This window comes from Phyllobacterium trifolii (genome assembly GCF_014192095.1).
Taxonomy (GTDB): domain Bacteria; phylum Pseudomonadota; class Alphaproteobacteria; order Rhizobiales; family Rhizobiaceae; genus Phyllobacterium; species Phyllobacterium trifolii.
Genome location: NZ_JACHXN010000006.1, coordinates 216,077 through 228,571, shown reverse-complemented (window position 1 = coordinate 228,571; position 12,495 = coordinate 216,077). Strand labels below are relative to the sequence as shown.

General features: G+C 55.2%; 10 protein-coding genes. 7 read left to right on the top strand and 3 right to left on the bottom strand.

Annotation, left to right across the window (positions count from 1 at the left end; genetic code table 11):
- Positions 1-142: 142 nt before the first annotated feature.
- From FHS21_RS11630 to FHS21_RS11610, 5 genes are read left to right on the top strand one after another with little or no spacing between them, the layout of a single operon-like run.
- Positions 143-961, top strand: coding sequence for a cytochrome c oxidase subunit II (locus FHS21_RS11630; RefSeq protein WP_112529033.1), 819 nt, complete (start codon positions 143-145; stop codon positions 959-961).
- A gap of 49 nt (positions 962-1,010) precedes the next feature.
- Positions 1,011-2,789, top strand: a complete 1,779-nt coding sequence (gene ctaD / locus FHS21_RS11625) for a cytochrome c oxidase subunit I (protein WP_112529031.1) — start codon at positions 1,011-1,013, stop codon at positions 2,787-2,789.
- A complete protein-coding gene (locus FHS21_RS11620; protein ID WP_112529029.1) occupies positions 2,786-3,490 on the top strand; it encodes a cytochrome c oxidase subunit 3 in 705 nt (234 codons plus the stop codon). The genes ctaD and FHS21_RS11620 overlap by 4 nt, the downstream gene beginning before the upstream one ends.
- A 10-nt stretch (positions 3,491-3,500) precedes the next feature.
- Positions 3,501-4,223: a heme-copper oxidase subunit III family protein gene (locus tag FHS21_RS11615; protein WP_112529027.1), complete on the top strand. Its 723-nt coding sequence runs from the start codon at positions 3,501-3,503 to the stop codon at positions 4,221-4,223.
- A gap of 11 nt (positions 4,224-4,234) precedes the next feature.
- Positions 4,235-4,582: a cytochrome C oxidase subunit IV family protein gene (locus FHS21_RS11610; protein ID WP_112529025.1), complete on the top strand. Its 348-nt coding sequence runs from the start codon at positions 4,235-4,237 to the stop codon at positions 4,580-4,582.
- A gap of 52 nt (positions 4,583-4,634) precedes the next feature.
- On the opposite strand, the gene FHS21_RS11605 is transcribed toward FHS21_RS11610, so the two are convergent.
- Both FHS21_RS11605 and otsB read right to left on the bottom strand, forming a co-directional pair.
- Entirely contained in the window at positions 4,635-5,477 is an 843-nt protein-coding gene (locus FHS21_RS11605) for a DUF2189 domain-containing protein (RefSeq protein WP_112529023.1), read from the bottom strand.
- Between the two features lie 161 nt (positions 5,478-5,638).
- Complete coding sequence (otsB, locus tag FHS21_RS11600) at positions 5,639-6,409, bottom strand: trehalose-phosphatase (RefSeq protein ID WP_112529021.1); 771 nt, start codon at positions 6,407-6,409, stop codon at positions 5,639-5,641.
- Positions 6,410-6,560: 151 nt separating this feature from the next.
- On the opposite strand from otsB, the gene FHS21_RS11595 reads away from it, so the two are divergent.
- Together FHS21_RS11595 and treY are read left to right on the top strand one after the other, a co-directional pair.
- Positions 6,561-7,961, top strand: a complete 1,401-nt coding sequence (locus FHS21_RS11595; protein ID WP_112529157.1) for an alpha,alpha-trehalose-phosphate synthase (UDP-forming) — start codon at positions 6,561-6,563, stop codon at positions 7,959-7,961.
- 5 nt (positions 7,962-7,966) lie between these two features.
- Positions 7,967-10,621, top strand: coding sequence for a malto-oligosyltrehalose synthase (treY, locus tag FHS21_RS11590; RefSeq protein ID WP_210283491.1), 2,655 nt, complete (start codon positions 7,967-7,969; stop codon positions 10,619-10,621).
- Positions 10,622-10,624: 3 nt separating this feature from the next.
- Here treY and FHS21_RS11585 read toward each other — a convergent pair whose 3' ends face one another.
- Positions 10,625-12,370 (bottom strand): cation:proton antiporter domain-containing protein, encoded by a 1,746-nt coding sequence (locus FHS21_RS11585; protein ID WP_112529017.1) that lies wholly within the window; start codon positions 12,368-12,370, stop codon positions 10,625-10,627.
- Between the last annotated feature and the right edge of the window lie 125 nt (positions 12,371-12,495).

Here is a 12,495-nt window from a genome sequence, read left to right as displayed (position 1 = left end):
CCAGCGACTTTCCGATATTCTGTGCACCGATACTTTCGATGAGACGACTACCTGTATTTCTCGTTTCTGAAATGCTAGGGTGAGGTTCTACGGATTGCGAGTTCATGTCCACAGCCGATTCCGGCAGGGAGGGGACAATAGAATGGCTGTAGTCTTAATTCTTGCTTTTGTTGCAGTTGCGTCAGTCTTGTTTCATCTTTTGAGTCCCTGGTGGTGGACGCCGATCGCGTCCAATTGGCAATACATCGATAATACAATCATCATTACTTTCTGGATCACCGGTTTCGTGTTTGTCGCGGTGGTATTGTTCGTCGCTTATTGCGTCTTGCGTTTCCGCCACAAGCCAGGAAACCGGGCGCACTATGAGCCGGAAAACAGGAAGCTTGAATTCTGGCTCGCCACGGTGACCACCATAGGCGTTGTCGCTATGCTTGCGCCCGGTTTGTTCGTATGGGACCGTTTCGTCAATGTGCCCAGCGATGCGACCGAAGTCGAAGTCGTGGGTCAACAGTGGCTCTGGAGCTTCCGGTTGCCTGGAGCCAATGGCAAGCTCGGAACGTCGGAAACACGCGACATCACTGCGGAAAATCCGCTCGGCGTGAACAAGAACGACAGCGCAGGGCTCGACGACATCATCATTCAAGGCGGCGAGCTACATCTTCCGATAGGAAAGCCTGTGAAGATGGTGCTGCGCTCGATCGATGTCCTGCATGATTTCTACGTGCCGGAATTCCGGGCGAAAATGGACATGGTGCCCGGCATGGTCACCTATTTCTGGATTACCCCGACAAGAACGGGCACGTTCGAAGTCCTTTGTGCCGAGCTTTGTGGGGTCGGGCACCCGCAAATGCGTGGAACGGTGGTGGTCGATAACGAGGCCGACTATCAAACCTGGCTGCAGCAGCAGCAGACATTCACACAGATGATGGCAGCATCCGGAGAACCACAGACGGCACAGTGAAAACGGCACCGCTCTTCGGGAGAAAGAGCGAACACAGGGAGGGCAATAGATGGTCAATATTCCATCCAGCATCAACGATCCCATTCCGGCAGCGGAAGTCGAAGATGTGGAGCTTTATCACCCGCATAGCTGGTGGACGACCTACGTCTTCAGCCAAGACGCCAAAGTCATCGCCATCCAGTATTCGTTGACAGCCATTTCGATTGGCCTCGTTGCGCTTGTCCTTTCCTGGCTGATGCGGCTGCAACTTGCTTTCCCCGGCGTTTTCACCTTCATCGATGCCGACCGCTACTACCAGTTCATCACCATGCATGGCATGATCATGGTGATTTATCTCCTGACTGCGCTCTTCCTGGGTGGTTTCGGCAATTACCTGATCCCGCTGATGCTTGGAGCACGGGACATGGTGTTTCCCTACGCAAATATGCTGAGCTACTGGATTTACCTTCTTGCCGTGCTCGTTCTTGTCGCGGGCTTTTTCGTACCGGGCGGACCAACGGGTGCGGGCTGGACGCTTTATCCACCGCAAGCGGTGCTTTCCGGCACGCCGGGCGGGCAGGATTGGGGCATCATCCTGATGCTGAGTTCGCTGATCCTGTTCATCATCGGCTTCACCATGGGCGGATTGAACTATGTCGTCACAGTCCTGCAAGGACGCGCGCGCGGCATGACATTGATGCGCATGCCCTTGACGATCTGGGGCATTTTCACTGCGACGGTCATGGCGCTGCTCGCCTTCCCTGCCCTCTTCGTCGCCTCTGTCATGATGCTGTTCGACCGCGTCCTCGGCACCAGCTTCTTCATGCCCGCAATCGTCGAGATGGGCACGCAGCTGCAACATGGAGGCGGAAGTCCAATCCTCTTCCAGCATCTGTTCTGGTTCTTTGGCCATCCGGAAGTTTATATCGTTGCCTTGCCCGCCTTTGGTATCGTATCGGACCTCATCAGCGTCCATGCCCGCAAGAATATCTTCGGGTACCGAATGATGGTCTGGGCGATTGTCATCATCGGTGCGCTGAGCTTCGTCGTCTGGGCCCACCACATGTATGTCAGCGGCATGAATCCCAACTTCGGGTTCTTCTTTGCCACGACAACCTTGATCATCGCGGTTCCCACCGCCATCAAGGTCTACAACTGGGTGCTCACACTATGGCGCGGCGATATCCACCTGACGATACCAATGCTGTTCGCGCTCGGCTTCATCGTTACATTCGTCAATGGCGGGTTGACGGGCCTGTTTCTCGGCAATGTCGTCGTGGACGTTCCGCTTTCCGATACGATGTTCGTCGTTGCACATTTTCACATGGTGATGGGCGTGGCGCCAATCATGGTGATCTTCGGGGCGATCTACCACTGGTATCCGAAGATCACCGGGCGAATGCTGGATGAAACCATGGGGCGGATTCACTTCTGGGTGACGTTCCTCGGCGCCTATCTGATCTTCTTCCCGATGCATTATCTCGGTTTGCTGGGGGCTCCGCGTCGCTACTACGAACTCGGCGAATCCGTGGTCAATCCGCCATCGGCGCATGATTTGAATATCTTCATCACACTGATGGCGCTGACAGTCGGTGCCGCACAAGTCCTGTTCCTTTTCAATGCTGCCTGGAGCCTTCGCAGGGGCAAGGACGCCGGGGGAAATCCCTGGCGCGCAACCACGCTCGAATGGCAGACGCCGACGACACCGCCGCCGCATGGAAATTTCGGCAAGGAACTGCCGGTCGTCTATCGCTGGGCCTATGATTACAGTGTTCCCGGCGCTCCCGAGGATTTCATTCCACAGAATGAGCCAGATCCTGAAAACCGGTCGCGAGAACACGCGTCATGAGCGCAATCCTGATCTTTCTGGCGGGGTTGGCATCGATCATCATCTGGTGGATGGCGCAACAGCGGCTGACGTCCAAACCATGGCTCGAGTCCGCACGAGCCAGTGACATTTTTCCGATTACGCGGTCATCGATACCGACTGTAAAAATCGGGCTCGGTGTATTTCTTGCCGTGGTCGGCGCGTTGTTCACGCTTTTCATCAGCGCCTACTTCATGCGCATGGGACTGCAGGATTGGTGGGCCATTCCCCTGCCCGGCGTTCTCTGGGTCAATACGGCTGCGCTCGTTGTGAGCAGCGTTGCTCTGGAGATGGCAAAATCCTCGGCACAGCAAAACGATGCCTACGCCATGAAAATCGCGCTTCTGGCAAGTTTCGTAACCGCCATCGGCTTCCTGGCCGGGCAGTTGTTCGCCTGGCGCGAGCTGGTGTCTGAGGGCTATGTCCTCGCCGATAATCCCGCCAACAGCTTTTTCTATCTGATTACGGGAATGCACGGATTGCACATTCTCGGTGGCCTCCTGGTGCTCAGCCGGACGACGTTCAACGTATGGCAGGGCGAACCGCCGAAAGAGGCGCGGCTCAGCATCGAACTGTGTGCCATGTACTGGCATTTCATGCTCATCGTCTGGCTGGTCATTTTTGCGCTGTTCGCAGGCTGGGCCAATGATTTCGTCGATATCTGCCGGCAACTGTTGACCTGAGGATGTGACAATGACCGACGTCGTGGAAACCGAAACCAGAATATCCCAACCGAGGCCTGACGGCTTGCGCGGCTTCGCTTCCGACTGGGCTTCCGACCAGCGAACATTCAAGAATGTTTCCTGGGGGAAGGCCATGATGTGGATCTTCCTTCTCAGCGATACGTTCGTCTTCGGTTGTTTCCTGCTGGCCTATATGAGCGCCCGCATGTCGACGACTGTTCCCTGGCCCAATCCTAGCGAGGTTTTTGCGCTGAATATCGGCGGAACGGAAGTTCCCCTGATTCTGATCGCCATCATGACGTTCGTTCTCATCAGCAGCAGCGGTACGATGGCTATGGCGGTCAATTTCGGTTACCGGCGCGACCGCCGCAAGACGGCGCTATTGATGCTGCTGACCGCATTTTTCGGCGCAACATTTGTAGGAATGCAGGCTTTCGAATGGACCAAGTTGATCTCCGAAGGCGTTCGTCCGTGGGGAAATCCGTGGGGCGCTCCACAGTTTGGTTCAACTTTTTTCATGATCACCGGCTTTCACGGCACACACGTTACAATCGGTGTCATCTTCCTGCTCATCATAGCCCGGAAGGTCTGGCGCGGCGATTTCGACACGGAGAAACGCGGCTTCTTCACCAGTCGGAAGGGCCATTATGAAATCGTCGAAATCACTGGCCTCTATTGGCACTTCGTCGATCTGGTCTGGGTTTTTATCTTCGCTTTCTTCTATTTGTGGTGAGGGAGCCAATCATGACACAACAGGCAACGCAACCGGCAGCTCAGACGGACCATCAAGAGCACCCGATCAAGCTCTATCTCGTCGTCTGGGGTATGCTCTTCGTCCTGAGTCTATTCTCTTACATGGTGGACTACGTCGGACTTCATGGTTATCTACGATGGTCGCTTATCCTGCTGTTCATGATCCTCAAGGCCGGGTTGATCGTCGCGATTTTCATGCATATGGCATGGGAAAGGCTGGCCCTCATCTATGCCATCATACTGCCACCGCTCCTCGTGCTGGTGTTCGTGGCAATGATGGTTTCGGAATCCCACTACGTCCTGTTGAGCCGGATGACCTTCTTCGGCACCGGACCGTAAAAACAAAAAAGGCGGCACCCTTCGGCACCGCCCTTTAGCACACTCGCTTAACTTATCGCCGGGCGCGTGGTTTCGCTGCCTTCTGGACTTCCACGCTCGGGAGCGGTGCGACGACCTTGCGGTAAAGATGCCATGTCGCATGACCGAGTACCGGGATGAAGATCGCCAGGCCGACGAAGAGCGTCAAGAAGCCGACGAAGAGCAACGCGGCCACAATCAAGCCCCATAATAGCATCGGTATCGGATTGGCAAGCACGGCCTTGATTGATGTTACGACTGCCGCCAACGCGCCCACGTCCCTATCGAGAAGAAGCGGAAAGGTGATGACGCTGGTGCATAGAACAACAACGGAAAAGACAAATCCAATCGCGTTGCCGAGGATGATCATCCGCCAGCCCTCGGATGTGTTGAACACCTGGTTCAGGAAGGCACTGATAGACTCCGGCGCTGCGGGACCGAAAAGGCTCACGTAAAGCGCCTGGGCGGTGAGCAGCCATACGATGAAGATCGCAAAGAGCAATATACCGACGGCAAAGATCGATGGCATGGCAGGCGACCGCCTGACCTCAAGTGCGTGCTGCCATGATGTATCCAGACCGAGTTCGCGCCTGCGGCTGATCTCATAAAGACCGAGCGCTGCAAACGGACCGATCAACGCGAAACCCGACATCAGCGGAAACAGTATCGGCAGCGCGTTGGCTCCCGACGACCAGCGCGCCAATACCAGACCGGCGACAGGATAGATCAGGCATAGGAAAACATAGTGTGAGGGCTTTTCCCAAAAATCGTCGAGCCCTTGACGAAGCGCAGCAAAAACATCTGCCACACTGATTTTACGCACCTCAGGATAGGCGCTGGTATCATTTGCGCCAGCTATCACATGAAATTGTGCCATGAGCAATTCTCCCAATCTCGTTTCGAGCGGGAAAGGCACCATTGGTACCATGCTAAAGGCGGTACCAATGGACCTAAACCTGCACAAGACAAAACATACGCGAATCGGAAAAATTAAGCCAGAGACAATAGCCCGCTGGTTGGCGGCTCAGCCGGGCAGAATCATTGTTGAGCCACCATCGTTGCGATCCATGATCTAACAGTATCTGCAGAGTCCAGCTTGAATTCGGCAACGCTCTCGAAAGGCGGATCGCCCACCCTCACCGAGCGTCCCCCTGTTTCGTTGGCAAAGCGGAACATGGTCTCGTCGGTCAGGTCATCGCCCATCACGAGGAGCTTCCGCCCCGCATAGGGTGCGGTCTCCATGAAATGCGCGACCGCCATGCCTTTGTTGGTTCCGGCAGGTCCAATTTCGATGACCATCTTGCCGTCCTGGCGCTTCCACCCATAGCCGAGATCCTTGACCAGGCCGTCGACTGCATGCGTGGCCGCAATGGCTGCTTCCGGCACCTGCCGGTAGTGCACGGCGAGCCCCAAGCCCTTGTCTTCGATCACCATACCCGGCCATCGGCTCGCAAATTTCTGCAACACCATGCGCGGGCGGTCGAGCGCTGCTGCCTCCATCCCCTTCCTGAGAATTTTTGCATTTTCCCTGCGGATTTCCGCGCCATGAAGCCCGGCGACCGTGAAGAGATAGGGTGCAAACATCGCATCGACTGCAGCAATGGAACGGCCGGTCACAAGCGCCATGGCACCATCTACCTTTTGCGACAGCTTCATGAGTTGAAGCGGTAACTCTGGGGGAATGACGATGCTTTCAGGCGTTGCCGCAAGATCAATCAGCGTGCCGTCAATGTCTATGAAAAGCGCCCAACCCACCAGATCGTCTGGCAGTGGGTGGTTTGCATAATCAACCGCCGTACTGGGCTGCATATCTCTTTCCTTTTGCTCGAACTCTCATGATTGAAGAACTCAACCGGCCCGAAATCGTTCAATGAAAGTTGACTTGCTGCAGCTTTTTTTCCGGAACCATCATGTCTTTGAAGAGTTGGTTAGAGTCCTGACTGCATGCAAGGGACATTTTATGGGACGGCTAGTCGTAATCTCAAATCGCACGGCGAATTTGGGAAAGAACACTCAAATTGGCGGACTCGCTGTCGGTATCGTGGACGCGCTCAAAGCTCAGGGCGGCCTTTGGGCCGGCTGGGACGGGAGTGTCGTCGACGCCGAAGAAGCCGCAAAAACCAAGATCCAGACGCATGGCAATGTCACGAGCCTGACCACCCCACTGACGAGCGAGGAACACGAAAAATACTACCTCGGCTTCGCCAACAAAGTGCTTTGGCCCGCCTTTCATTATCGCCTTGACCTGATGGATTATCGCATGGAGTTTGTGGATTGCTATTCTGCGACCAATGCGAAGTTCGCGGAGATGATCAGTCCGCATCTGCGGGATGACGACGTTATCTGGGTGCACGACTACCATCTGATACCCATGGCTGCTGAGCTCCGCAAACGGGGACACAAGAACAGGATCGGATTTTTCCTGCACATCCCGTTCCCCTCTGCCGACATCTTCTCCGCCGTCCCTCGCCACGAATGGCTGCGATATTGCCTGCTGCAGTTTGATCTCATCGGCTTCCAGACGATCAATGACGTCCATAATTTTCATCGCTATCTGAAAGAACATTCCGATGCGGCAATCATTTCGCCGGAACTTGTCCGCGTCAACGATCGCACAATCCATATCGGGCATTTCCCCATCGGCATCGATGTTAAGCAGTTTGCGAAAGTGTCGGCTAGAACCGACGATACGATCGAACTCGAACGCATGCGCCGTACCGTTCTGAAGCGCTTCCAGGTCATTTCTGCGGATCGCCTCGACTATTCGAAAGGCCTGCCGCACCGCATGAAAGCCTTTAGAAAATTTCTGGAGATTTGTCCGGAATATCAGGGGCATGCGGACTACCTGCAGATTGCCTCGCCATCCAGGGAAGATGTCACCGCCTATTCCGATATCAAGGCCGAACTCGAGCAGCTTGCCGGCGCGGTCAATGGCAGATTCGCGGATTTTAACTGGGCGCCTGTCCAATACATCAATAGGAACATTCCAAGGGAAAAGCTGGCCCCTCTGTTTCGGGCAAGTCTGGTCGGGCTGGTAACGCCGTTGCGTGACGGAATGAACCTTGTGGCCAAAGAATACATCGCTGCTCAGGACAACAAGGATCCAGGCATCCTCATCCTCTCCAAGTTCGCCGGTGCAGCCGAGGAACTGAGCGAGGCGCTCATTGTCAATCCTTACGATATCAGTGAGGTTGCGCACGCTTTGAAGACGGCTGTCACAATGCCGCTGGAAGAGCGGCAACTGCGCCATCGCAAGCTTCTGAAACGCGTCATCGATCACGATGCGCAATGGTGGCAGCGGGAATATCTCCATGCGCTGCAACATGGCGATCAGCACTCTGCCAATGAACGGGTTGCGTGAAGACTATGGCCTTACCAAATTCCGCCTATCGCATTCAATTGAGGGACGGATTGTCCTTCAATGACACCGCTGCGATCGTGCCGTACCTGAATAATCTCGGCATCGACACGCTTACCATTTCTCCAATTTTCAGCTCGATCGATGTCGGCCGAGGCAAGAAATCCTATAACCCGACGAAGCTGGACAGGGACGCCGGAGGTGAAGACGGCTTCGTCGCCCTTGATTCTGCACTTCGCAAGTTCGGTATGGGCCTCATCGTCGATATCAATCCAAATCAGCTGCCGGCTACGCACCACAATCCCTGGTGGTTTGATGTTCTCGAATGGGGATCAAAGAGCCGCTACGCCGATCATTTCGACGTGGACTGGAAGAAACGTCTCGCGCTGCCTGTTCTGCAGCGCCCGTTGATCGAAGAAGTCCAGGCCGAGACGCTGCAGCTCAAATTCGATGCGAATAAATTTGCGCTCGGCATCTCTTACGGCGAGGTGTTTTATCCGCTGTATCCAAAATCCTATGAAACTATCCTTCGCGGGGTCGACAACCCTCTCTCGAATAACTTTCTGGATGCAGTAAGCGAGGCCGACCCGCAACGATCGGACGAATTTCATGTCCAGTTGCGGGAACTCTACGACACCAGCGAACTCGCTCATCGTCTCGTGCTTGCGTCGCGACTGAAAGATATCTCTCAGGACATCTCGATGCTCGAAGACGTGCTTTCGGCGCAAAAGTGGCGTCTGGTGACACGTCAGAAGGCTCGCCGCCGGATGAACTACCGCCACTCGTTCGAATCCATGCACTCTGTCGGTGTCCAAGTCGAAAAGACACAACCATTCAAGGACTTTCACGAGGTTCCACTCGATCTGCTCGAGATCAGCCAAGTCATCGGTTTTCGTGTGAACCAGATCGACGGTCTCGCCGATCCTGAAACATATTCGCAGGAATTGCGCCGGCACGCCGGTGAAAAAGCCTATCTGGTCGCCGACAAGATTCTCCTGGACGGCGAACCTTATCCCGCTTCTTGGCATGTCGATGGAACCGCAGGCTACGAGTTCATTTCAGTGACCGCGAACCTTATGGTGGATCATGCAAAGCTGGCTGCGCTCGAACAACTCTACAGCAGCAATATTGGTGCGCAAAGTACGCTTCACTATCGGATTGCAAAGTCAGCTGTACTGCACAGCAGATTCGCTGCGGAACTACAGGCTCTGGTCGACCTGCTCATCGTGATAGAACCAAATGCAGCCGACGAGCTTGAGCTGAGGCGCGCGGTAAGCGATCTCGTAATCGAACTCCCCGTTTTCCGGACCTATTCGAATGAGGCGGGAATCCTTGGATCCTATCGATCCATTCTCCAGTCCACCATTTCCGATATTTTGGCACGTCCCGACGCTGCCGATCCCGCTCCGCTGAAATTCGTACAGCGCATATTGGAAGCGGCGAATGATCCTGACGGAAAAATCGGCCAATTCATTGTGCGATTCCAGCAATTGACTGCCGCTGTCATGGCACAGGCAATAGAACAATCGTACCAATATGGCCGTGGGCCAATCGCGCTTGACGAAGTGATATTGCGCTCGAGTGATGCCGGGGATTCGGTACAGCTTTTCCACGAAAAGATGCTGCGCAAAGCCACGGTCGCGCCTAAAGGCATGCTGGCGACAACGTTTTCCTACACCACCAAATTCGGCGAGGATGCGAGAATGCGGCTACTCGCTCTGTCCGAAGCGCCGGAAATCTGGTGCGAGGCGGTGGCACGCTGGCGCAAGCTCCATGCGGGCAATGTGGCGACGATCGAGGAAACGCTGGCGCCGGATCCCCAGACTGAATGGCTGATCTATCAAACCCTTGCTGCGATCTGGCCTTTGACGCTGCAGATCGACGATGAAAACAGCCTGCAGGCCGTCCGTAACGATCTTTGCGCATTCATCCAGAAAGCGATCAGCGAAATTCAAAGAGATTCCTTCTGGACGGAAATAAACAAGCCCTATGAGTTGGCCGTGATGGACTATATCGATCAGCTTTTCGCCGACCGTTCTTTCCTTCTGGACTTCGCGAAGACGATGCGGCCGTTCTGGATAGCCGGGGCGCTCAATAGTTTTTCGCAAACCGTCCTCAAGGCAACTGCTCCCGGCGTTCCTGTCATCTACAATGGAGCGGAATCCTGGGATTTCGCCGTGTCGAACATTCCGGCATCGAATGACATAGATTTCGATGCGCTTACTGCCCGGCTTTCCTATGCAGATCAGTGCCCCTTGAACATTCTCCTGGAGGATTGGCATACGGGTGCCGTCAAACAGCGGCTTGTCGCCGCCCATCTTCGGGCGCGAAAGCGCAAGCCTGAACTGTTCATCGGCGGCCAATACATTCCTCTGAAGGTCACCGGCAAGAAGCGAAAAAACGTTATCGCTTTTCTGCGCAGGCACGAATCCGACTATTGTCTGGTCGCCGTGCCCCGCCAACCCTTCGAAGCGGTGAAACGGTTTCACGAACCCTTCATGCCGATACCCGCCTGGGGCGACACCGCTGTGCATATTCCAGCGGAAATCAGTGGCAAGGAATTTCAGGATATCATGACGGGAAATCGAATGACCTTGACGGACAAGTGCCTCATGGCCGATGCGATGCGGGGATTTTCCACGCTGTCGCTGATGTCGGATTAGCAATTACGTCGCATCGAGAGACTTCTTGCGCTTCCTGCGTGAAACGTTCATCGCTTTTCTCTCTTTGGCCATATCGCTGACTGCGGCTCGAAGTGCGGGATGCTTCGACATGAAAACATTGAAATCCCGACGTTCGAGAACCAGGAACTGACAAAAATCGACAGCGATGACATCCGCGGTCCTGCGCCCACCGCTCAAAAGTGCCATTTCGCCAAAGAAGGAACCGGCCTGGAGACGAACCGGGTCGTCCTCCAGTTGAACCTCTACCGCTCCCGATGAAATGAAATACATGCCGTCGCCGCGATCGCCGATGCGGATGACGCGTTCGCCCGGCGATGCCACCTTTGGCCGAAACAACAGGAGAAGCTCTTCCTGAGAATTTTCGTCAACCTGGGCAAACATCGGGAAAGTTCCGATCAGCTGCTGCATTTCCAGTTGGTGCTGCCTGTTTCTATCTTCGCTGATCTTCCGGATACGGTCTAGCTCGCGGGAAAGTGCGTCATGCTTGCTCTTTCCGTACTGTTCAAACAGGGATGGCCACTTTCGATGAACGGCCTTTTGCAGCCAGTCGCCACCGAGCAGAACGAGTGGATTGACGATGATCGACAGGATGGCGCCGGCGAGTATCAGATCCTGTCCCTCACGCGGCAAAAGGCCAAGCGAAACACCGAGACTAGCCAAAATGAAAGAAAACTCACCGATCTGCGCCAGACCGGCAGCGACTGACAGGCCCATCGCGATCGGAAAGCGTAAGAGAACGACGATCAGGAACCCAATCAACGATTTACCAAAGATGATCAGCGCCAGCACGGCAGCAACCGCAAGTGGGTCGCGGATGATGACATAGGGGTCGAAAAGCATCCCGACCGAAACGAAAAACAGTACGGCGAACGCATTTTGCAGAGGCAGGGAGTCGGCCGCGGCACGATGGCTGAGATGCGACTCGCTCATGACGACGCCTGCGACAAACGCCCCGAGCGCAAAGGATACGCCGAAAATCTCCGCCGAGCCAAAGGCGATGCCGAGGGCAACGGCGAGAACGGAAAGCGTGAACAGTTCCGGTGAGCCGGTGCGGGCAACCAATGTGAGAATCCACGGAACGACCTTGGGCCCGAAATATATCGCCATCACCGTAAAAGCGCCGACCTTGAGCAGGGTTATGCCGATGGTCAATGTGATGGCAAGGCCACCAGCCTCTCCAGCTGCTACGTCCGCATTACCGCCCAAAACCCCCGAAAATGCTGGCAACAGCACCAAGGCAAGAACCATCGCCAGATCTTCGACGATGAGCCAGCCGACGGTCACGCGGCCATTTACGGAGTCGACCTGATTGTGCTCTTCAAGCGCCTTGAGCAGGACCACGGTGCTGGCGACGGAAAGACTAAGACCAAAGACGATACCCGCACCAAGACCCCAGCCCCACAACGAACAAAGGCCGATGCCGAGCAGGGTAGCAAGCAGGATACGCCCCAGCGCTCCGGGGACAGCAACACCTCGAACCGCCAACAGATCGGAGGCGGAAAAATGCAGGCCCACACCGAACATCAAAAGAATAACGCCCATTTCCGCGAGCTGCGAGGCAAGCCCGCTATCGGCGACGATGCCCGGTGTGTACGGCCCCATCATGATGCCGGCGACGAGATAGCCGACGAGCGGTGGCAAGCGCAGACGATCGGCCAGATAGCCGAAGACCGCGGCAAACACGAAGCCGATAGCAACCGTCGCTAAGAGTGAGACCTCTTGATGCACGTCTCTCTTTCCATGAATTTTGCAGGCTCTCGAAGCAGGATTTCACAAAAGGTCGATCCGCAGGAAATTGCAATAGATCGTTCGATTATGTTTGAACCCCCGCAGTTACAACTGGTCACACGTAA